The 20,028-nt window shown below is 62.2% G+C and carries 22 protein-coding genes; 13 read left to right on the top strand and 9 right to left on the bottom strand.

The genetic code is table 11. The annotated features are described in order from the left end of the window. Positions 1–34 precede the first annotated feature (34 nt). Positions 35–346 (bottom strand): recombinase-like helix-turn-helix domain-containing protein, encoded by a 312-nt coding sequence (locus AAGS40_RS15530; RefSeq protein WP_345815674.1) that lies wholly within the window; start codon positions 344–346, stop codon positions 35–37. 1 nt (position 347) lies between these two features. Next, a complete protein-coding gene (locus AAGS40_RS15525; protein WP_345815673.1) occupies positions 348–662 on the bottom strand; it encodes a non-heme iron oxygenase ferredoxin subunit in 315 nt (104 codons plus the stop codon). Between the two features lie 448 nt (positions 663–1,110). Here AAGS40_RS15525 and AAGS40_RS15520 point away from each other — a divergent pair, with 448 nt between their 5' ends. Beyond that, positions 1,111–2,172, top strand: a complete 1,062-nt coding sequence (locus AAGS40_RS15520) for a porin (RefSeq protein ID WP_345816570.1) — start codon at positions 1,111–1,113, stop codon at positions 2,170–2,172. Between the two features lie 89 nt (positions 2,173–2,261). Here AAGS40_RS15520 and AAGS40_RS15515 read toward each other — a convergent pair whose 3' ends face one another. Beyond that, positions 2,262–3,224, bottom strand: coding sequence for an IclR family transcriptional regulator (locus tag AAGS40_RS15515; protein WP_345815672.1), 963 nt, complete (start codon positions 3,222–3,224; stop codon positions 2,262–2,264). A gap of 300 nt (positions 3,225–3,524) precedes the next feature. Between AAGS40_RS15515 and AAGS40_RS15510 the strand changes: the two genes are divergently transcribed. From AAGS40_RS15510 to AAGS40_RS15490, 5 genes are all read left to right on the top strand, one after another. Beyond that, entirely contained in the window at positions 3,525–3,812 is a 288-nt protein-coding gene (locus AAGS40_RS15510) for a hypothetical protein (RefSeq protein ID WP_345815671.1), read from the top strand. Positions 3,813–3,942: 130 nt separating this feature from the next. Next, positions 3,943–5,625 carry an acid phosphatase gene (locus AAGS40_RS15505; protein ID WP_345815670.1) on the top strand — a complete coding sequence of 561 codons (1,683 nt, stop codon included), beginning with the start codon at positions 3,943–3,945 and terminating at the stop codon, positions 5,623–5,625. 191 nt (positions 5,626–5,816) lie between these two features. Continuing rightward, entirely contained in the window at positions 5,817–6,176 is a 360-nt protein-coding gene (locus AAGS40_RS15500) for a DUF3564 domain-containing protein (RefSeq protein ID WP_345815669.1), read from the top strand. Positions 6,177–6,481: 305 nt separating this feature from the next. Further along, positions 6,482–7,231, top strand: coding sequence for a DNA/RNA non-specific endonuclease (locus tag AAGS40_RS15495; RefSeq protein ID WP_345815668.1), 750 nt, complete (start codon positions 6,482–6,484; stop codon positions 7,229–7,231). Next, on the top strand, positions 7,224–7,487 hold the full coding sequence (locus AAGS40_RS15490) for a hypothetical protein (protein WP_345815667.1): 264 nt from the start codon (positions 7,224–7,226) through the stop codon (positions 7,485–7,487). Before AAGS40_RS15495 ends, AAGS40_RS15490 begins: the two co-directional genes overlap by 8 nt. A gap of 49 nt (positions 7,488–7,536) precedes the next feature. Here the strand turns inward: AAGS40_RS15490 and AAGS40_RS15485 are convergent, their stop codons facing one another. Continuing rightward, positions 7,537–9,213: a methyltransferase type 11 gene (locus tag AAGS40_RS15485; RefSeq protein WP_345815666.1), complete on the bottom strand. Its 1,677-nt coding sequence runs from the start codon at positions 9,211–9,213 to the stop codon at positions 7,537–7,539. A gap of 334 nt (positions 9,214–9,547) precedes the next feature. On the opposite strand from AAGS40_RS15485, the gene AAGS40_RS15480 reads away from it, so the two are divergent. After that, positions 9,548–9,928: a hypothetical protein gene (locus AAGS40_RS15480; protein WP_345815665.1), complete on the top strand. Its 381-nt coding sequence runs from the start codon at positions 9,548–9,550 to the stop codon at positions 9,926–9,928. Between the two features lie 240 nt (positions 9,929–10,168). Continuing rightward, on the top strand, positions 10,169–10,510 hold the full coding sequence (locus AAGS40_RS15475) for a hypothetical protein (RefSeq protein ID WP_345815664.1): 342 nt from the start codon (positions 10,169–10,171) through the stop codon (positions 10,508–10,510). Positions 10,511–10,530: 20 nt separating this feature from the next. Here the strand turns inward: AAGS40_RS15475 and AAGS40_RS15470 are convergent, their stop codons facing one another. After that, positions 10,531–11,262, bottom strand: a complete 732-nt coding sequence (locus AAGS40_RS15470; RefSeq protein WP_345815663.1) for a Crp/Fnr family transcriptional regulator — start codon at positions 11,260–11,262, stop codon at positions 10,531–10,533. A gap of 120 nt (positions 11,263–11,382) precedes the next feature. On the opposite strand from AAGS40_RS15470, the gene AAGS40_RS15465 reads away from it, so the two are divergent. After that, on the top strand, positions 11,383–11,922 hold the full coding sequence (locus tag AAGS40_RS15465; RefSeq protein WP_345815662.1) for an Mpo1-like protein: 540 nt from the start codon (positions 11,383–11,385) through the stop codon (positions 11,920–11,922). A gap of 38 nt (positions 11,923–11,960) precedes the next feature. Here AAGS40_RS15465 and rarD read toward each other — a convergent pair whose 3' ends face one another. Next, the gene (gene rarD / locus AAGS40_RS15460) at positions 11,961–12,857 is read right to left on the bottom strand and encodes an EamA family transporter RarD (protein WP_345816568.1); all 897 of its coding nucleotides are present in this window, start codon (positions 12,855–12,857) and stop codon (positions 11,961–11,963) included. Positions 12,858–13,343: 486 nt separating this feature from the next. Here rarD and egtD point away from each other — a divergent pair, with 486 nt between their 5' ends. Continuing rightward, on the top strand, positions 13,344–14,324 hold the full coding sequence (gene egtD, locus AAGS40_RS15455; RefSeq protein ID WP_345815661.1) for an L-histidine N(alpha)-methyltransferase: 981 nt from the start codon (positions 13,344–13,346) through the stop codon (positions 14,322–14,324). Between the two features lie 92 nt (positions 14,325–14,416). On the opposite strand, the gene AAGS40_RS15450 is transcribed toward egtD, so the two are convergent. After that, positions 14,417–14,710 (bottom strand): acylphosphatase, encoded by a 294-nt coding sequence (locus tag AAGS40_RS15450; protein ID WP_345815660.1) that lies wholly within the window; start codon positions 14,708–14,710, stop codon positions 14,417–14,419. Between the two features lie 129 nt (positions 14,711–14,839). Here AAGS40_RS15450 and hpnA point away from each other — a divergent pair, with 129 nt between their 5' ends. Then, positions 14,840–15,850 (top strand): hopanoid-associated sugar epimerase, encoded by a 1,011-nt coding sequence (hpnA, locus tag AAGS40_RS15445; protein WP_345815659.1) that lies wholly within the window; start codon positions 14,840–14,842, stop codon positions 15,848–15,850. A 149-nt stretch (positions 15,851–15,999) separates the two neighbouring features. Then, entirely contained in the window at positions 16,000–16,632 is a 633-nt protein-coding gene (locus AAGS40_RS15440) for a hypothetical protein (RefSeq protein ID WP_345815658.1), read from the top strand. 83 nt (positions 16,633–16,715) lie between these two features. Here the strand turns inward: AAGS40_RS15440 and AAGS40_RS15435 are convergent, their stop codons facing one another. Beyond that, positions 16,716–17,888, bottom strand: coding sequence for a glycosyltransferase (locus tag AAGS40_RS15435; protein WP_345815657.1), 1,173 nt, complete (start codon positions 17,886–17,888; stop codon positions 16,716–16,718). Next, positions 17,888–18,754: a squalene synthase HpnC gene (gene hpnC / locus AAGS40_RS15430; RefSeq protein WP_345815656.1), complete on the bottom strand. Its 867-nt coding sequence runs from the start codon at positions 18,752–18,754 to the stop codon at positions 17,888–17,890. Before hpnC ends, AAGS40_RS15435 begins: the two co-directional genes overlap by 1 nt. A 329-nt stretch (positions 18,755–19,083) precedes the next feature. On the opposite strand from hpnC, the gene ispH reads away from it, so the two are divergent. Beyond that, entirely contained in the window at positions 19,084–20,028 is a 945-nt protein-coding gene (ispH, locus tag AAGS40_RS15425) for a 4-hydroxy-3-methylbut-2-enyl diphosphate reductase (RefSeq protein ID WP_345815655.1), read from the top strand.

Here is a 20,028-nt window from a genome sequence, read left to right as displayed (position 1 = left end):
ACGAAAGCGGTGAGACGTGCTCGGAAACGCGCGCTTATTCGGCGAGCAGGCGGAATTCGGCGGCAAGACGCGCGCTGTCCCACGCGCTGCCTTCCGGCGTGCGAAAGCCCACGCGATTCAGGCCGTCGACGACTTCCTGCAACTCCACCGCGCCGGCTTCGAACACTTTTTCGAGCGCGTCGCCGAAGTCGTTTTCGTACTGCGTCGGCTCGGCCTTGCGCGTCTGCCAGATGAAGTTTTCGGTTTCGCCTGGCTTTTCGATCACACCCTTGCCGGCAACGTTATTTGGCTGCGGCGCAAGCCAGGGCTTCAGGAAGGGATTGAAGTTCACGGTTTGCTCTCGCATGTCATTCCACCTTGATCTGGATTTCTTCACCCGCAAGACGTACGGAGTACATCTTCAGGTCGCGGCCGCCGGGCTCTTTCAGGCATTTACCGGTGGGGATATGAAACACAGCTTCGTGCAGCGGACATTCGACGGTGTCGCCGTCGATAAACCCCTGCGTCAGCAGCGCATAGGCATGAGGACAGACGTTTTCGAGCGCGTACAACTCGCCGCCCACCTTGTAGATACCGATTTCGGTCCCGTCGAGCTTGAACTCGATCGGCGCGTCATCGGACAGATCGCCGGCATGGCCGGCGCAGCGCCATTGTTCAGTCATTCTCGGGTTCTCCTGAAGCTTTTTGTTCCATACAAGGAACATCAGTTCTTGTATGGATAATTATAGGAGTGGCTTTGGCGAGAAAAAATAAAAATCTGAAGCGGTAGGGGAAAACACCGACTGTGGTTGGCGCAACACAGCATTGCGTGCTTCAGAGAGTTGCTACGGAGCCCGCTGGGAGCCTTTTAAACCGTGCCTTTCACGGATCCCGCACGAAAACACGCTAGCGCTGATCCGGGTTTGTACGGGGTCCGAAAAATTATTTTGACCACTTCCGAACTCACTATAATTTTCCATAGGCGATACATACGCCCATAGGTGGAACAAAAGCGTGGCGGTTTTGGCGCATAAACCAGAACTGCATTTAACCCACAGCAAGGATCAGGGACGACGACATCGGCTAGCCCATCCGTCGTGTGATCAGGAGAACCAAACGGTGAAGCACATCATGGCGGCCGGTTTGACGGCAATCTGCGCAACCACTGGCGCATGGGCGCAGAGCAGTGTGACGCTATACGGCAGCCTGGATGCCGGTATCGCGTACGTCAGCAATGCAGGCGGGCATTCGAAGTGGATCGAAGAACAGGGCAACATGCAGCCGGACCGCTGGGGCCTGAAAGGCGTAGAGGATCTGGGTGGCGGACTGAAGACGGTTTTTCAGTTGGAGAACGGCTTCTACACGAACACAGGAAGCTTTGCTAAAGCCGGTACGCTGTTCAATCGCCAGGCATTTGTTGGCCTGAGTTCGGACAAGATAGGAACGCTTACGCTCGGCCATCAGACGCCATTCAGCTTCGACGTGCTGGGGCCGCTAAGCACTGCTTATCTGGCCGCGAGCTGGTATGCGTTCCATCCGGGCAATATCGACGAACTTGCCGACACCGGCGTCGTGCCATTCGACAACTCGGTGAAATTCCGCTCGGCAAGCTTCTACGGCTTCAGTGCGGGCGCGATGTTAGGCCTCGGCAACACCACCAACTTTTCGACCGGCAAGACGGAGAGCTTTGCGCTGAGCTATGCGAACGGTCCATTCAAGGCCGGCGCGGTCTATGCGAACGAACACAACCGCACGCCGTCGATCGTTACGACCGGCATCACGAACTTCCAGGGTGTAGCGGCAGCAAATTACACCGCTGACAAAGTCGAGAACATGGGCGCGGGCGCGTCGTATCAGTTCGGCAAACTGCTGGTGCACGGTTTGTACACGCGTGTGAAACTGGAATATGCCGGTCATTCGAACACGTATCAAAGCTACGATGCGGGCGCCAGCTACCAGTTCACGCCGTTTAATAGCATAGCGGGCGGCGCCGCGACCACGACGCTGGCGGGTCATCGCTGGACGCAATTCGAGATCGGCGATATCTACGCGCTGTCGAAGTCGACGCAGTTATATGTGAACGCGCTATACGAGCGCGCGGGATCGAACACGGACGCCGCGTTTTTCACGGCAGGCGTGTCGAGCGGCCGCAATCAGACGATCGTTCTGACCGGAATTCATCACTCGTTCTGATTGCACCTGGTGGACACGTATGAAAAAAAACGGCCCCGCTATAGATGCAGCGGGGCCGTTTGACGTTGGCGCTCAGAGGCGATGTGGGATCAGCCTGCAGGCACCGGCTTGCGGCGCGCCCTCGCGGCAGTTGGATCGTCCGGACGCGGACGATAGCTCAGGCGTTCCGACAGTTCGAGCGCCGCCTGGCACACGGCGACCACGAGCGGCTCGCGCTCTTCCGCTTCGCCGATATCCGAGCGTGGGATGGTGACGGTGAGCGCAGCGGCAATCTTGCCGCTCTGGTCACGCACCGGCGCACTGACCACCGAGATGCCGCGCTCGAACGATGCCTCGCTCAACGCATAACCTAGCGCCGCACTTTCCCGCACCCGCTCGTACAACTCTTCGACCGTAGCGGGCGTGCGTTCAGTAAAGCGTTCCAGTTGCGGCTCTGGATAGAGCTGCCGCAATTCGTCAAAGCTCAGGTCACCCATCAGCACCTGTCCGTGGACCGTGGCGTGCGCGGGCAGACGCGTACCGACATGTACCTTGACGGAGCTGAACATCGGCTCGTGAGTTTGCGCTTTGGCGACGAACACCACGTCGCGTTGATCGCGAATCAGCAGGTGCGAACTGAGACCGGTGGTATCGCGCAGACGCTCGAGAATCGGCGTTCCGACGTCGGTCAGTTCCAGCGAACTGAGGTATTCGAAGCCGAGGCGCAACACGGCGACGCTGAGGCGAAAAGAACGGTCGCCATTCACGCGCTCGAGAAAACCCAGCGCTTCAAGCGTCTGTAGCAGGCGAAAAGTCGTGGTGCGCGGAATGCCGATTCGCTTCGACAATTCCGGCGCGCCAAGCACAGGCTCGCGCGCGCTGAATTCAGCGAGTATGCGCAGGCCGCGTTCGAGCCCCGGCACAAGGTAAGTCGATCCGGCGGCGTTCTCGTCGTCGGCGGATTCCGCGGATTCAGGCGGCTCCGCGCCCTCCGTCCTGGTCAACGCTCCCTCCAGCACCACGCGTGCCCTCGTGGGCCTGCGTCCCGCTCCTGATTGCTCTTCTTTTGCCATCCTCGCTGCCCTGCATGTCTACCGTGTATAGGTCAGCATGATAGCGCGAAGCATGCGGGCGCCATTTATCACGGGCGCTTGGCGATCGGTGTGGGTGACCGTGCGTTGACATCGTAAGCGTTTGCCTCACATGCCTTCGCACCGCATGCCCTCGCACCGCATGCGTTTGCATCGCATGCGTCTGCATCGCACGCGTTTGCATCCGCTTTCAGTTGACGCGGTGCTATGCTTTCATCCGGTCCACTGCGGGACGCGTCGCAACCGCGTTTCGTTCCTGCCAGGCGTCCGGAGGCCATGCTCATGTCCGAATCCATCCAGATTCACGTCGCCGACTCGCATCTGTATCCGGGTTGCGCCGTGCGCATTGCGCATCTGCCTGGGCCTGCGGGCGCCGCCGCTGCGATCGTCGAATTCGCGGACGGTTCCGGCGCCCATGCCACCTGCCACCGGCGCGCCCATGACGAACTCGAATTGACGGTCGACCGTTACGCTACGCAAAAGCGTCATCCCGTCGATGCGAAACATTGGCTGCTGCTTGCGGTTGACGCAACGCACAATAGCTGGCGCGTCAAACGCCGGTTGCCTTAGCCGCCCATTTTTGGCGTCATCAATTTGCCATGGTGCGGGTGCACACAATCGCCTGTAGTGGACACGTGCGCCACACACCGATGAAAACCTTTACGGGAAGCCTCACGGCAACCTGTTGCGAGCCTGATCGATGACCGACAACGACTCCGCCCTGCCGCCTTCTTCCGGCGACATTCCCGACGACCCCGAGCGGCGTCGCGTCCTCACCGGCCTCGCCGCCGTTGGGCTCGGCCTCGCGCTGACCGCAGGCAGGAGCGACCCGAGCGTGGCGAGCAGCGCACCGCGCAGCGCGGCCGATTTGCGGCTCGACGCCGCGCTGCATGACCAGGTGAAGAACATTGTCGTGATCTACGCGGAGAATCGCAGCTTCGCCAATCTGTACGGCAATTTTCCCGGCGTCCAGCATCCGCTGGATAAAGTAAGCGCGGAGCGCTACCTGCAACTCGACCGCGACGGCAAGACGCCACTGCCGCGCCTTCCCGCGATCTGGGGCGGCCTCGTGCCGCAGGCCCAGGAGGTAGACGGCAAGCGCTACATGATCGGCCAGAAGGACATCGCCAATCTGCGCAACAGTCCGTTTCACATGACCGACGCGCAGGGCGCGCCGCTGCCCACAGGCGTCATTACGCGAGACCTGGTGCACCGTTTCTACCAGAACCAGATGCAGATCAACGCGGGCCGCAACAATCAGTTTGCCGCATGGGGCGATTCGGGCGGCCTTGTCATGGGGCATTACCGGAGTTCCGCCGACACGCTGCGTCTATGGAATTTGGCTCAGCAGTACACGCTGTGCGACAACTTCTTCATGGCGGCCTTCGGTGGCTCGTGGCTGAACCACATTTTCCTGATCTCGGCGCAGGCGCCCTTTTATCCGGACATTCACAACAGCCCGGCGAAAAAACTGGCCTCTGTGGTCGACGGCGACGACCCGACCGGCTCGCGGCTGAAAGTGGCTGACGACTCGCCGGCCTCGGCGCTCGATGGGCCGCCGAAATTCGTCAACGACGGCGCATTCACCGCCGATGGATACGCGGTCAACACCATGGCCCCGCCTTACCAGCCGAGCAGCGTGCGCCCCGTTGAAGGCGGCGATCCGGCCTATGCTGATCTGTCGAACCCGCGCGTGCTGCCGCCGCAAAACTACGCGACCATCGGCGATCGCCTCACCGCAAAAGGCGTGGACTGGGCGTGGTACAGCGGCGCCTGGCAATATGCGCTGGAACACCAGGACACGGGCTCGATGCCGGATTTCCAGTACCACCACCAGCCGTTCAATTACTTTGCGAATTACGCACCGGGAACCGCTGCGCGCCGCAAGTATCTGCGCGACGCGGGTCTTGGCAACGACGCGTCCACCAACCGTCTGATTGCAGACATCGACGCGGGGCGTTTGCCCGCCGTTGTGTTCTACAAGCCGCAAGGCGATCTGAATATGCACGCTGGATACGCGGACGTCGAATCGGGCGATCGCCACATCGCTGCGGTGATCGACCACCTTCAGCACGGGCCGCAATGGGCGAATACGGTAGTGATCGTGACCGTCGACGAGAATGGCGGCTGGTGGGACCCCGTGTCACCGCCGAAAGGCGACCGCTGGGGGCCGGGCTCCCGCATTCCGGCACTCGTGGTGTCGCCGCTCGCGAAGAAGGGCTACGTCGACCATACGGTGTACGACACGAACTCCATTCTGCGTCTAATCAGCCGGGTGCACCGCCTCGCGCCGCTCGAAGGCGTTGCGGCGCGCGACCGCGCGTTCGCCAGCAACGGCCTCGCGCCGCTCGGCGATATGACGGCCACGCTGGATCTGGCCTGACACGCACACACGTCCCAGGCGAACGCGCCGAACTCGACGCGCTGCTCACGCCGTACGCATGCAGAGGCGACAATACGGGCGCTTCATGCGCCCGTTTTTCCGCAAGCGGCGCCCCGCCCTTTTCGCCTTGATTAAAAGGCGTTGCGGCATAGACTGTTAGGGCATCACTTCGCAAACTGTACGGAAATGCCATGCGCCTGACTATCCTTATCAACGGGTCTGATCCGACTGTCAGTCACGACTATGCGGTGTTGTGGCTCGACACCGAAGAGCGCCGGTGGTCGAGAGAAGCGCACCAAGGCATCGACCTGCCGCCTTGGGGCGAGTTACACGACGACAACGGCGTCACTACGCTTTGCGCGCCAAGCACCGACGCGCCGCTTTGCACGCTGCGCGGTCTGCACGTCGACCGCAAGGAACGCGTGAGCGCCGCGCAAGGCGCGGCCGCCTGGACTGCAGTGCAAAATCGTGCACCGACGAGTGGATTCTGGAGACTGCAGGCCGTCGATCGCCAGCCCGTGCGTGCAGAGAATAGCGTGTTCGGCAATTAGGTTCTGGCGCTCATTTCATGCGCGAAACTTTCCGTTGAGCTTCGGTGGCCTGAGCCCTGCCCTCACAGCGCGTGGTTGTCATTCAGTTCTTTCCAATGCCGCGGTTCTCTGAACCAGCGGCCGCTGTCTTTAAGGCCATCTTAAGTTTGCATGCATAGAGTTGGAACTCCACGCATTAGGGTCGCCGCAAGGCGGCCCGTTTTTTTTAGTCAATCGTTCTATTTCGTTTTTTCATTCGCGCTCGTGTCGTCGATTGAAGTGCGCAACGCTATACTCTTGCGCCCGATCCTTCGACCGACCGATCCATGAAGAAGTGGCTTGCCTGTCTGCTTTTCGCTGTCGCCGCACACGTTGCCGCGGCGCCCTCCTGTTCGCAATTCACACCCAATGCGCAGTGGCCGGTTCTGAGCAATCAGAAGATGGCGCCGAAAACGCGCATGCTGTGCTACAGCGATTTCGCGGTGCTGCACTCGGGCATCACGCACGGTCCCTTGTGGTCGGCGGAGCACCTCACGCGCGACCACATCGAGGCGGCGAAAGACATGGTGCGCACCAACCGGTTTTTCGAAGACGCCCGTCTGCCCGACGGTGAAGGCGCCACACTCGACGACTACAAGCGCAGCGGCTTCGACCGCGGACATATGAGCCCGGCGGGCAATCGCTGGAATCAGGAAGCGATGGCACAATCGTTTTCACTGGCCAATGTCGTGCCGCAAAATCGGCAGAACAATCAGCGGCTGTGGGCGCGTATCGAAACTTCCGTGCGCAGGATCGCGCTGTCTTACGACGACACGTATGTCGTCACCGGGCCGATTTTCAGTGGCCAGCAATTGCAGACAATCGGTCCAACGCACGTATTCGTCCCAACGCAACTGTTCAAGGTCGTCTACGTGCCGTCGCGGCAACTTGCTTTCGCAGTGGTCGTCGATAACGTGGCAACCAACCGTTACGACATCAGGACGTTGCACGAACTCGAAGCAGCATCAGGCATCCGTTTTCCGGGTATTCCGGAGAACCTGAAGGACCAGCGACCGGGAGGACTGAAAGGTGTTTAAACCCTATTCGAACGACGACGACGTGCTCAACATTCAGGGCGACGCGCTGACGCTGACCAATGGCACGACGCGTGTGGTGGTGAACGGTACGCTGGCGCTCACACGTGACCAGCGTGGGTTGAAGGCCGCGCTGGCCCTGAAGGAAGCGGTGGACGCGGTCGTCGCCGATTTGCAGGGTCAGGGTGCAAGCCTGCCGGCCAGGATTAACGACGAGCCGGACGAAAAGCCGGGCGTGGTCGCGAATCCGTTTGTCTAGCGGTGCCCGACGCCGTCTGGCGACTGCGCGTTCCCTGTGCTGCGCAGATCTAGGCGGCCCCGCCCATGATGTACCGCACCGCGAGCCGCTGCTCCAGTGCCGCCCGAATCCGCAGCACCACCTCGCTCCACCCTTCGCCTCGCTCGCGAAACAGACGGACCGACGGATACCACGGGCTGTCGTCGCGATCCAGGTGCCATCTCCAGTCACACAGCATGGGCAGCATCAGCCACACTGGCCGGCCCATCGCGCCCGCCAGATTGGCCGTCGACGTATCCACGCTGATCAACAGGTCGAGCGCGGCCAGCATGCGCGCCGTGTCGCCGAATGAATGGATAGAAGGTGCGAGGTCATGCACGTTAGGCACGCGTGCCGCGTATTCGGCAGCCTCGCCCTCCCCTTGTCCTTTCTGCATCACATGGAACTCGACGCCGTCCAACGCGAACAGCGGCGCAAGACAATCCAGCGACGGCAATGACCTGGCGGCGTCGTTCTCGTGCGTCGGCGCACCCTTGAACACCACACCGACCTTCAGCGCATGCGGATTGCCCGGCAAAGCGATCGGCGCATGCGCCGGGTCCGCTCGCAGATAAGGCACGACGTCTGGCAAATGGTCGATATCCAGCGGAGCCCACGCCGGGATCGCATGCGGGTAGACCCAGTAGTCGTGCGGCGGCAGTTGCCGCGCATCCTTGACCCCGCAGATCGTCGCCCCCGAGCCCGCCGCGCGAAAGAGTTCGACCAACGGCGTCTGGCAAACGACCGTTACGCTCGCTGCCCCGCTACGCTCACTAAACATCCGCGCGAACCGGAAGAAGAAGATTTCGTCGCCCAGCCCGAACTCGCTCCAGATAACGATCGATTTCCCTTCGAGCGACTCGCCGCGCCAGTCGGCATAAGCGGGCGGCGGCACCGACGTTCGACGTTGCCAGACGGTTCCCGCAAACAATGCTTCGCGACGCTTAAAACCCTTGTTCAGCATGCCCAGTGCGATCAGCATCAGCGCGTGGAAGAGTTTGGGCAGATGTTCATGCGGGAGCCGTCGCACGGCCGCCGCCCACACTCCCTCGAGCTTGCGACTAAAGCCCCAGCGCAGCATCGCCATGTTCACGCACAGGTACGTGTCGCAGCGATACGGATAAAGTCGTAGCGCTTCCCTGCAGCGCTCCAGTACCGCCGTCTCGCTGTCGGCCGTGTCGATCGCTGAAAGCAGCGCATGCAGTTCGGGAACATCGCACTTGCGCACCACCACCTCTATCGCCAAAGCGCCTGTCTCGCGCGTTGCAGCGGTCACGCCGGGGGGCCGGTTTTCGTCGGCCTCACGTACCACACACACGCGTTCGCATGTCGCCACCGCCGATGCCTCCATTACCAGGTCGAACGCATTGACCTCGTGTGGTGGCGCCGCGCGCGATCGGGACAGGGTGAAGATACATTCGCCGGGCGAGGCGACGTGCGTCGGCAATGTCAATACCAGATAGCCGCCGGGCTTGACGATTTCGAGCCATCTGGCGAGAGCCTGGTGAGGATTGGAAAAACGTCCTAGGCAATCCGAATGGACGAAGTCGAACACGTGAGACGGTGCGCCGTCCATGTGAACGGCATCGCGCGATTCGGCATTCCACGCAATCAGTTGCTGGATGGCCGGGAAAAAGCGCCCATACACAGAAAGCGGATCGGCTCCCGCGCCGATGTCCAGACCGATGCCAGAGAAATAGTCGTGCAAAAACGCGGGATCCTGCGCTCGGCGAAGCGCGATTCGATGCGACCGGTTCATCTGTTCTTGTGCGCCGTTGCGCTCAGAAGTCAGGCCATTTTCAACGATAGCCGGCCGTGACGGAGAGTGGGGAAACGGATGACAAATCGTCGACCCCGCTAAGGATCCGCACATTGCACAGCGGTGGCCGAAGCAGAACTGTTTCGGGATCCCGATATGTTTCAGCGGTTACGTTTTGTCACCAGACGCCGTCAACTGGCGTCACCCGGCCGGCGTTAAACCGGCAGCGCTGACACTTGTCAGCCGCGACACAAGAACCCTAAGGTTCATCAGGAGTTACACCATGAAGACGCTTTTCGCCGCTCTCGCTTCCGCTCTGGTCGTGTCGACCGCTTTTGCTCAAACGGCCGCTCCCTCCAGCACGCAACCCATGCAGCCCGCGCAAACGCAGCCCGCTGGCCAGGCCAATCTGAAGGCGGGCACTGCAGCACAAACGAACGCAACGGATGCAGGCGCAGCGGCAACGAAAGCGCCTGCGAAGGCAACGGCCAAGACGCACGTGAAGAAGACTTCCGCCAAACACACGGCCAAGACGCATAAGACGACGAAAAAAGCCACCACGCAAGCAAGCGCGACGAAGACCAACACGGGAAGCGCGAAAGTGGCCAACACAGCCCCGGCGAAAGCCGACGGCACCAAAACCGACACGACAAAAACGCAATAACACGTAGTCGGCTCCGGCACGAAGCGGCCAGCAGTTGCAGTTAATCGAAGCCAAACGGTGCCGTTCAGGGAGGGCGAGTCTTTGGACTCGCCTTTTTTTATGAACCCGCCGCCTTTCGGGCGCACATAGCGGCGTTCGCAAAATTGTCGAAGAACGCGGGCTTTTTTGCACTTTCTTTACCTGCGTGCATCTATGCTTGAACCGTCCTGATCAACCGTGGCGTAACCGAACGCCAGACTCATGGCCCTGACCGAATCATTGCACAGCGTCGATACCCAACCCCGCGGCGCTTCACCCGTTCGACGCGACAACGTCATTCCCTTTCCTTCTGCCCGTGGTCGTCTGCAGGTGACTTTGCCGCCATCGCGCGACGATCAGACGGGTGCCGCTTTGCGCGCACTGCTTCATTCTCCGCTCGGCGTGTATGTGGTGAGCACCGAAGTCGTTCGTGGCGAAATGTGTGCGCTGCTCGACATTGCGGTCGACGATCTCGACTTCACGCTGCACACGCTGATCTCCACCCTTCCCGCCGCGCAGATCGGGCCGCTGACGCGCCGGCCGATTGCGGCGCAGACGCATTAGAGTGCGAGCCGCGCGCGGCTTCAGTTACGCCTGAGCGCCTGATCCGAGCGCGGTTCGAACGCAGCGAGCGCGCCCAGCTTATCCCTATCGATGATCTCGATCTCCGCGTAACCGAGCCGCAATGCGTGCTGCGTTTCGAACTGTTTGAGCACCTGATTGATAGTCTGACGCGAAAGCGCGAGCATCATCGCGAGATCTTCCTGAGGAACCTTCAGGACGCGCCGCTGCGTACCGGGTTCACCATAACCGCCCGACATGAGCAGCAACCGGCGCGCAACCCGTGGTGCAGCGGGCAGCAGCGCAGCTTCTTCGATTGCGTCGAACGCGAGACGCAACTTCTGCGTGAGCAGCAAACCGAACGAATGCCAGAATGCCGGCGTGCGTTCGAGGATGGCGGCAAGCGCTGCGCGCGGCACGTGAAACACATCCGAATCGCGTTCGGCGTACGCGTCATGAGTTCGCGGACGCTCGTCGAACAGCGCGATCTCGCCGAACCAGTTCACCGGTTCGATCACCGCGAGCAACGCTTCCTTGCCCGCCGAACTCGCGGCGCCGATTCTCATGAAGCCGTCGAGCAGGCAATAGAGGCCGTCGTCGGTATCGCCGCGCGAGAAGAGCCGTTGACCGGCGCCGAGCCGCTCGATGCGTCCTGCGTCGATCAGCTCTTTTTGCAGCGCGTCGGGTGCCGCGCGAAACCACGCGCTGCGCGTAAGCGTCGTGGCAAGTTCGTCCGTTGAAAACCTTGCTGTCATCGCGTGATATCCATGCCAACTGAGGCCCGACTCTTAACGCGGCCGCCGATTGTCGGCTACCCGATGGTTTCGGATGCGTTTGCCCGCGATTATGCTGATTTCGACGGAGGAGCGGCATCCATGAGAACGCTGACGCACCAGCTTACGCAATACGCGGGTTACCACCGCGACCGGCGCAATATCGCCACGCATTTCGTCGGCATACCGATGATCGTGCTCGCCCTCGCCGTGCTGTTGAGCCGGCCCCCCATCGCGGTAGGCGCACTGCCGTTCGCCGTGTCGCCGGCCAGGGCGTTGTTCGGTGCGTGTACCGTCTATTACTTCGTGCTCGATGTGCCGCTTGGCTTCATGATGACCATCGTGTCGATGCTTTGCGTCGCGTTTGGGCAGTGGCTTGCGGCGCAGTCCACCGTGGTCTGGCTCGCAAGCGGCATTGGACTTTTCGTGACTGGCTGGTTGTTTCAGTTCATCGGACACGTGGCTTACGAACACCGCAAACCGGCTTTCATCGACGACATGACCGGCCTGCTGATCGGCCCACTCTTCGTGCTCGCCGAGGCGCTCTTCGCTTACGGCTGGCGGCCCGCTCTGCGCGAGGCAATCGAAGCGCAAGTGGGTCCTGCACGCATCGATCCGGCTCGCGCGGCCGCCCATCGCTGAGTTGCGTGGGCGTCGACGAAACCGCGCGAGCGGCGCGGCTAGTTCGGCGCGAATCGCACGAGATGCGCACCGTGCAGCGCGGTGAGCGCAACCGCGATCCAGATGGGGATATAGGTCGCGAGTTGCGACGCATTGAGCGATTCGCCGAGCAGCGTGATCGACACGAACACGAGCAATACGGGCTCGACATAACCCAAAATGCCGAACAACGCGACAGGCAATAGTCGGCTCGCCTGGAGATACGACGCGAGCGCCAGCGTGCTGAGCGCGCCAAGTCCCGGCAACAGCACACACCACATGTCGAAGCGACCGGCGATCATCGTCAGCGAATCGCCGCTCAGCAGGAAAAAGATCGCGGCGGGTAACAGCAGCGCCATTTCCACCGTGAACATCGCGAGTGAATCCTGATTGATTCTACGGCGCAGCATGAAATACGGTGGATAGCCGAGCGACACCAGCAAAGTCGGCCATGAAAACGCACCGGTCACCCAAAGCTCGTGCGCAACGCCGACAGCAGCACAGATCACCGCGAGCCATTGCAAGCCATCCAGACGTTCGTGATAGTGAAACCGCCCGACGAGAACCATCACCAGCGGAAGCAGAAAGTAACCGAGTGAGACTTCGAGCATGCGTCCATGCAGCGGTGCCCAAAGAAACACCCACAATTGCAAACCAAGCAACGCGGCGCTCAGGATCATGGCGAAACCTAATGCGGGCTCGGTCACCATCCGGTAAAAAAGTTGGCGGAGAATGGGCAGGCGTTTGCGCACCACCACAAGCGCAAGCGCGCCAGGCACCGTCCAGATCACGCGCCATGCAAAGATATCGAGGCCGCTGAGCGGTTTGAGCAGTGTGGCGTAAGCGGACAGCAGGGCAAATAACGCGCATGCGCTGACTGATAGCGCGATGCCGCGCTTCGGGTCGTAGCGCATCAGAGCGGGACATGTCGTGTTGCCGTTTTCCAGCACGACGTGGTTCGTTGCGGCGCAACAGGCAGGCGCAGAAAGTCTGGTACGCTCATTTGAAGTGAAGTCTCAATGCAGGCAGTGCGTGGAATGTGTTTTTTGATTGTCGCCGAACGAATTCGCCATGACTCGGTGACGCACGCCGCATTCTAAACGTGTTGTGAATGCGTGCATCGCTCCTAAGCGGCATGAAAGGTGAGACGCAAAGATTGACGTGCGCTCGCCGCGCAGATGCACTAGAACTAAGCTCACGCGCGGCGGCGCCGTGCAGGTACGTTGTGTCGTCACCTTGCTTGTTGGCGCACCCATGCGCGAATCTTGCTAGCTGATTATGGCGACACCGTTACGGCGCCGTCAGCGTCACCCTCCCTTTTTTCGGCATGCAACAACCGCGAACGCCTCACATGCCGCCCGGCCTCACCACCCCGCTCATCGCATGTGACTACTGGAGACAGCATGACCCAGCCCGCCCTATCGCACGACGCCGCACCCGACTTTCTCGCCGCCTTCGCCGCCGATGTTCGCGCTGGCCTGACTCATTCACCCCAGAAGGAATTGCCGTCGAAGTATCTGTATGACGAAGTCGGCTCCGCGCTCTTCGAGGTGATTACCGTACTGCCCGAATACGGCGTGACGCGCGCCGAAGAGCGGCTTCTCGCGAAGCATGCGGTGGACATCGTCGAACACCTGCCGCATGACGTCACCGTGGCGGAACTCGGCAGCGGCAGCGGCCGTAAAACACGGCGCATTCTCGAAGCACTCTGTAAAAAGCGCCCCACTTCTTACTGCCCGATTGAAATTTCGCGCAGCGCGCTGCAACTCTGCCGGCGAGAGCTGGGCGATATTTGCCGGCTATCGATCGTGGGCTATGAGCGCGATTACCTGGCTGGTCTTGCTGAAGTCAGCAAAAACCGCACGAGCGGTGAGCGGCTGCTCGTGCTCTTTCTTGGCAGTACGATCGGGAATTTCGGCAGGCTGGCCGCGACGCGCTTTTTACGCGATATCCGCAATATGCTCGCACCCGGCGATGCGCTGCTGCTCGGCACCGACCTCATCAAGCCGACGCCGACGCTGGTCGCCGCGTACGACGATTCGATCGGCGTAACCGCTTCGTTCAACCTGAACCTGCTTGCGCGCATCAATCGCGAACTGGACGGCGACTTTCCGCTCGAGGCGTTCGAACACGTCGCGCGCTTCAATCCGGACGCGCGCAGCATCGAAATGCATCTGCGGGCCAAGCGGGATGTCACCGCGCACGTCGGCGCGGCGCAACTGACAGTGTCGCTCAAAGCAGGCGAGACGATCTGGACCGAGAGCAGCCACAAGTACCGCGCGGAGGAAATGTCCGCCATTGCCGACGACGCCGGCTTTGCGTGCAGCTACCAGTGGATCGAAGAGGAATGGGGTTTCGCGGAAAGTCTGCTGGTCGCGCGTTGAATACTGCGTGCGCCCGACGCCGGCATCCGGAGCGGCGCGTCGTCGTGGTAACGGCGGGCTGCTCCGCTTTGACAGAGCCGCATCGGGTTCACTCAGTGCTGCTCGAAACGTTCGTAGCGCTTTTCGGTAGCGCGTTCTTCGCCGCTTACGTCGGTGACACGCGCCGCCGGCGGTCCGTGCCGCAGCCACGACAACATCCGGTCCACCTGATTGGCCGCGCCCTGTAGCACGGCCTCGACGGAGCCGTCGTCGAGATTCGCGACCCAACCCTTGATGCCAAGCGCGTGCGCCTGCCGCACGGTTGCGTGGCGAAAGCCGACGCCCTGCACGGTGCCGCGCACCCGCACGTAATACGTTTCGATCCGCTCATCCAGATCCGGGGCCATGCCGTTCCCTCCTCACACACTTTCAAGCGGGCATTCTAGTCGCGTCGCGGCGAACCTGCAGGCTGGCGCTTGAGTTCGACCCCGCGCCACGTACAATCCGTCGACCGTCATGCAGGGAATCAGATCAGAATGAGCGAACAAAATCGCGATCTCGTGCTCGTGACCGGCGCATCCGGCTTCGTCGGCTCGTCGGTGGCGCGCATCGCGCAACAGAAAGGTTTCCGGGTGCGCGTGCTGGTGCGCGCCACCAGCCCGCGCAAAAACGTCGAGGCGCTGGATGCAGAGGTCGTCGTGGGCGACATGCGCGACGAAGCGTCTATGCGCAATGCGCTGCGCGGCGTGCGCTATCTGCTGCACGTGGCCGCCGACTATCGCCTGTGGGCGCCGGACCCGAGCGAGATCGAACGCTCGAATCTGGAAGGCACCGAGGCCACCATGCGCGCGGCGCTGGCAGCGGGCGTGGAGCGCATTGTCTACACGAGCAGCGTGGCGACGCTCAAGGTCACGAGTTCCGGGCACTCCTCGGACGAAACCTCGCCGCTCAAGGCCGATCAGGCGATTGGCGTGTACAAGCGCAGCAAGGTGCTGGCCGAGCGGGCGGTGGAGCGGATGATCGCGCAGAATGGCCTGCCGGCGGTAATCGTGAACCCGTCCACACCCATCGGTCCGCGCGACGTGAAGCCGACGCCGACTGGCCGCATCATCGTCGAAGCAGCGCTCGGCAAGCTTCCGGCGTTCGTGGATACGGGCCTGAACCTCGTTCACGTCGACGACGTGGCCGCGGGTCACTTCCTCGCGCTGGAACGCGGCAAGATCGGCGAGCGCTATATTCTCGGCGGAGAAAATCTGCCGCTTCAGCAGATGCTCGCGGACATTGCGGCGCTCACCGGCCGCAAAGCGCCCACACTGAGCCTGCCGCGCTGGCCGCTTTATCCGCTCGCCATAGGCGCGGAAGCGGTCGCGAGAATCACGAAACGCGAACCGTTCGTCACCGTGGACGGTCTGAAAATGTCGAAGAACAAGATGTACTTCACGTCGGCGAAGGCGGAGCGCGAACTCGGCTATCGTGCGCGGCCATATCGGGAAGGTTTGAGCGACGCGCTCGACTGGTTCAGACAGGCGGGCTATCTGAAGGCTTGAACGGGCGCTGGACATGACGGCCACGCTGCCGTTCGTGTCGGGAGAACCGGCGCGACTGCAAGCATTTTGTTACAACGTCGCTGTGGTTGCGACGGGTAAAAGCCTACGCGCAGCAGTTAAAATCGCGGGTCTTACCAGAGAACCTTCGCATGAATCTTCACGAACAGCTCGGCGCGCTGGAAAAGGGCGTCGATCAGCTCATTCAGGCTGTCGTGGCCCCGCAGGCCGAAAACAATCCCGAGACTTCCGCCACTGCTGGCGCTGTTGCGCCGAACGCGCAGCAGCCGGCGGAGCAAGCGGCGTCCGACACGTTAGTGCAAAACGCGGCTGCCGAAGTGGCGGCGACCGAGGCCGCGGTGTCCGAGGTGGAACCCGCGCAGGCGCCCGGCGAGGTGAATGGGTCTGCGCCGGCTTCGGAGCCTGGCGCTCGCCCTGCGCCCGAGGCCGCGCCGCAGCTTCATGCCACGCTTGAAATCAACCGCCCCGCGCAAAACGAAATCACCATGACGATCGGTGGTCAGACCGTGGCGCTGCGTCCGGAGCAGCTCGGCAAGCTAATCGAAGAGTTGTCGAACGCGCGTGCGTCGATGCAGCCCGAACCGCCGCCGGGCATACCGCCAGGCTGGCGTTTCGTGTCGACGAAAAACCCGGTGATGGCCGTGCAGAAACAGTCGAATGGCGACCGTCTGCTGGTCATGCGGCACACCGGTCACGGCTGGGTGCCGTTCACGTTTTCGCCCGACATGGTCATTCAGCTTTACATGATGCTCACGAAGGGCTGACGCAAAAAACGGCGCCTGCGGGCGCCGTTCTGTTTCGTCCGCAAGCTTTCAGGCTGCGAAGTTCAGCCGCTTGCATCCGTGCTTTAGCGCTCCTGCACAGGCGCCTGCACACGCGCCTTCCACTGGCCGCCCTTGCCGCGCCAGTAGCGCACCGCCGACGCGAACGTCGCGCCCACGTAGAACAGCGCTACCAGCGGCAGAAACGGCGCCCACAAAGGCGAACGACGGTAGTAGCTCAACATCGGCGCGTACGCGCAGCACATTGCCGCCCATGCAAGCCATGCCGGCCAGCCCAACGGCCCGAGCACCAGCGCCGCGACAGGCGGCATCAGGTAAATGATCGTCATGCCGAGCAGCGTGCCCGCGAGCAGCAGCGGCGAGTAATGCAGCTGCGTGAACGCCGTGCGCGCGATCATGTTCCAGATCTCACGCCAGCTATCGTAGGGACGCAGCGACACGCTGCGCGCGGCCACATCCAGCCGGATGGGGTGGCGTCCGGTGCCGCGATGCTTGATGCGCGCAGCCAGACTGCAATCGTCGATCAGTTCCGCGCGAATCGACTCGATGCCGCCCGCCTCTTCGAGTGCGCTACGGCGCACCAGCATGCAGCCGCCCGCCGCCGCCGCGGTGCGATGGCGCGGGTTGTTGACCCACGCGAACGGATAGAGCTTGGCGAAGAAGAAAACGAAGGCCGGGATCAGCGCCTTTTCCCAGAAGGAGTCGCAACGCAGACGCACCATCAGCGAGACGAGATCGCGCTTTTCGGCATCCGCTCGCGCGACGAGTTGCGCAACGGCGTCCGCGGGGTGACCGATGTCGGCGTCGGTCAGCAGCAGGAAATCAGCCGGCAAGCCGAGCGTGCGGACCGCCTCGATGCCTTGCGACTGCGCCCACACCTTGCCCGACCAGCCGGGCGGCAACGGCTTCGCGCCCAGCACGGTCAGGCGGTCCGGACACCGCAGCTGCAAGGCCGCGGCGCGGGCGGCGTCGGCGGTGCCGTCGGTACTGTGGTCGTCGACCACGATCACGTGGAAATCGCCCGGATAGTCCTGTTCGAGCAGCGTGGTGACGGCCTGAGCGATCACGTCGACCTCATTGCGGGCCGGCACCACGGCGGCAACCGCCGGCCATGTCTCGCGCGGTTCGAGCACGAGGGGTGCGGCCGGACGCGCCCGCCAGAAACCGCCGCGCGCGAACAGCAGCACGCACCAGATCAACAGGGAAAGGCACGAAAGAAGAAACAGGACCGCCACCATTAAAGATTGCCCTCGAAAGAACGCGCGGGCGCGCCGACGCGCCGCGACAACCACATCACCACCGTACGCGCCGCCACGACGCTCCAGTCAAACACATTGAGCCGTGGGCGCTTGCGGAACACGTCATAGTCCGCCTCCTCGATCCGTTCGAGATAGCGCAAGCCGGCGTGCACCGCGCCGCACAACTCGATGCCGAGGCGCCCCGGCACACGCAACGCGAGCGGCGCGCCGCGCACGAGCGTATCGCGCACAAACAATACCTCGTGCGCCATCAACGCCCGCCATGCTTCGTCGACGACACCGTTGGCGATGTGCGCCTCGGTCACGCCAAAGCGGCGCAGATCGGCGAGCGGCAGATAGACGCGACCGTGTTTCCAGTCGGTGGCCACATCCAGCAGGAAGCCGATGAGTTGCGATGCCGTGCAGATCGCTTCGGCGTCGGCCAGATTCGCCGGCGTGGCCGCGCGCAGCAGATGCAGCATCAGATGGCCGAGCGGATTGGCCGAGTGACGGCAATAGTCGAGCAGCGCGGCGCGGTCGGCGTAACGACGGGTGTCGATCTCCTGGCCGCACGCAGTCAGCAAATCGTAAAACGGCGCAAGCGGCAGCTTGTATTGCGCCACGACACTCGCGAGTTCGTCGAACAGCAGCGCATGGACCGGCGCCGCACGCCGCGCCGCCACCGCGTCGAGACCCGCGCGAAAGTCGGCTAGCCGCGCATGACGTTCGCTTGCACTCCAGTCACCTTCGTCGGCGATGTGCGCCGCAGTGCGGACAACCTGATAGATAATGCCGATAGGCGCCCGCAGCGCCTTTGGCAGCAACACGCTCGCGACCGGAAAATTTTCGCGTTGATCGACGTCCATCCAGCGAGCCCCGAAACCATTCTGTAATGCAGCATCCGTGTGCCGCAGGACCACGTAGTTTAAGCGTTCCGTTAAAGCAGTGCAGCGTGTAATCATTGCCACATGTATGACCGGCGCGGCGCGAGGAGAACAGTCCGCTCGCGCCGCGTAGACCGAGGTCTGGCCGCCGCGCCCGAAGCAAAGCCAGGCCGATAGCGTTAGAATGCGCGTTTGGTTTTGCTGTACCGGCCGTCGCCGGGGCTCAAGACGTCAACTAATTAGATGGTCGCGGCGATAAAGCCATATCAGTGGCTCACTCGTAGTCCGCGTCAGCCGGAGTTCGCCTACTTATGCGAGTCATCCTTGCTCAACCCCGCGGCTTTTGTGCGGGCGTTGTCCGTGCAATCGAGATCGTCGATCGCGCGTTACAGCAACACGGCGCCCCCGTGTATGTACGCCATGAGATTGTTCACAATCGTCATGTGGTCGACAATCTGCGCCAGAAGGGAGCGCGCTTCGTCGAGGAGCTGGATGAAGTGCCGCAAGGCGCGGTCGCCATTTTCAGCGCGCATGGTGTCGCGCAAACCGTCGAGCGCGACGCGCAGGCCCGCGGCCTCGACGTCCTCGACGCAACCTGCCCGCTCGTGACCAAGGTGCATGTGCAAGGACGTCAGTATGTAAGCGCGGGGCGCACGCTGATCCTGATTGGTCACGCGGGTCATCCGGAAGTGGAAGGCACGATCGGCCAGATTCCGGGCAAGGTGCTGCTGGTGCAAAGCGAAGCGGAGGTGGCAAGCCTCGATCTGCCGGCCGACACGCCGCTCGCGTATGTGACGCAAACCACGCTGTCGGTAGACGACACACGTGGCATCATCGACGCGCTGCTGCGCCGCTTTCCCGACATCGTCGGCCCCGACACGCGCGACATCTGCTATGCCACGCAAAACCGCCAGGCCGCCGTGCGCGAGCTGAGCAAGGAGGTCGACGTGCTGCTGGTGGTGGGCGCCACCAATAGCTCGAACTCGAACCGGCTGCGCGAGATCGGCAGCGAAAGCGGCGTGGCGAGCTATCTCGTCGCCGACGGTTCGGAAGTGAAGCCGGAGTGGTTCGCCGGCGCGCAAACCGTCGGCATCACGGCAGGCGCGTCGGCGCCTGAAGAAATGGTGAAGCACGTAATCAATGCGCTGAGCGCATGGGGGCCCGTTGAAGTCACGACAATGGCGGGCCGCGAAGAAAAGGTCGAATTCAAGTTGCCGTCGAAGCTGATGCAACCACTCGCTGCACGCGAAGTTTAA

The organism is Paraburkholderia sp. PREW-6R, assembly GCF_039621805.1.
GTDB lineage: Bacteria > Pseudomonadota > Gammaproteobacteria > Burkholderiales > Burkholderiaceae > Paraburkholderia.
The sequence above is the reverse complement of the archived record's forward strand: the minus strand, read 5'-3'. Positions and strand labels throughout refer to the sequence as shown.

Excerpts from the sequence above, each read along its gene's own strand:
- AAGS40_RS15505 (WP_345815670.1), top strand. The coding sequence starts at position 3,943 with ATGACCGACAACGACTCCGCCCTGCCGCCTTCTTCCGGCGACATTCCC.
- egtD (WP_345815661.1), top strand. The coding sequence starts at position 13,344 with ATGACCCAGCCCGCCCTATCGCACGACGCCGCACCCGACTTTCTCGCC.
- AAGS40_RS15515 (WP_345815672.1), bottom strand. The coding sequence starts at position 3,224 with ATGGCAAAAGAAGAGCAATCAGGAGCGGGACGCAGGCCCACGAGGGCA.
- hpnA (WP_345815659.1), top strand. The coding sequence starts at position 14,840 with ATGAGCGAACAAAATCGCGATCTCGTGCTCGTGACCGGCGCATCCGGC.
- AAGS40_RS15495 (WP_345815668.1), top strand. The coding sequence starts at position 6,482 with ATGAAGAAGTGGCTTGCCTGTCTGCTTTTCGCTGTCGCCGCACACGTT.
- AAGS40_RS15510 (WP_345815671.1), top strand. The coding sequence starts at position 3,525 with ATGTCCGAATCCATCCAGATTCACGTCGCCGACTCGCATCTGTATCCG.
- AAGS40_RS15530 (WP_345815674.1), bottom strand. The coding sequence starts at position 346 with ATGCGAGAGCAAACCGTGAACTTCAATCCCTTCCTGAAGCCCTGGCTT.
- AAGS40_RS15465 (WP_345815662.1), top strand. The coding sequence starts at position 11,383 with ATGAGAACGCTGACGCACCAGCTTACGCAATACGCGGGTTACCACCGC.
- AAGS40_RS15470 (WP_345815663.1), bottom strand. The coding sequence starts at position 11,262 with ATGACAGCAAGGTTTTCAACGGACGAACTTGCCACGACGCTTACGCGC.
- AAGS40_RS15440 (WP_345815658.1), top strand. The coding sequence starts at position 16,000 with ATGAATCTTCACGAACAGCTCGGCGCGCTGGAAAAGGGCGTCGATCAG.
- AAGS40_RS15450 (WP_345815660.1), bottom strand. The coding sequence starts at position 14,710 with ATGGCCCCGGATCTGGATGAGCGGATCGAAACGTATTACGTGCGGGTG.
- ispH (WP_345815655.1), top strand. The coding sequence starts at position 19,084 with ATGCGAGTCATCCTTGCTCAACCCCGCGGCTTTTGTGCGGGCGTTGTC.
- AAGS40_RS15475 (WP_345815664.1), top strand. The coding sequence starts at position 10,169 with ATGGCCCTGACCGAATCATTGCACAGCGTCGATACCCAACCCCGCGGC.
- hpnC (WP_345815656.1), bottom strand. The coding sequence starts at position 18,754 with ATGGACGTCGATCAACGCGAAAATTTTCCGGTCGCGAGCGTGTTGCTG.
- AAGS40_RS15500 (WP_345815669.1), top strand. The coding sequence starts at position 5,817 with ATGCGCCTGACTATCCTTATCAACGGGTCTGATCCGACTGTCAGTCAC.
- AAGS40_RS15435 (WP_345815657.1), bottom strand. The coding sequence starts at position 17,888 with ATGGTGGCGGTCCTGTTTCTTCTTTCGTGCCTTTCCCTGTTGATCTGG.
- AAGS40_RS15520 (WP_345816570.1), top strand. The coding sequence starts at position 1,111 with ATGGCGGCCGGTTTGACGGCAATCTGCGCAACCACTGGCGCATGGGCG.
- AAGS40_RS15480 (WP_345815665.1), top strand. The coding sequence starts at position 9,548 with ATGAAGACGCTTTTCGCCGCTCTCGCTTCCGCTCTGGTCGTGTCGACC.
- AAGS40_RS15525 (WP_345815673.1), bottom strand. The coding sequence starts at position 662 with ATGACTGAACAATGGCGCTGCGCCGGCCATGCCGGCGATCTGTCCGAT.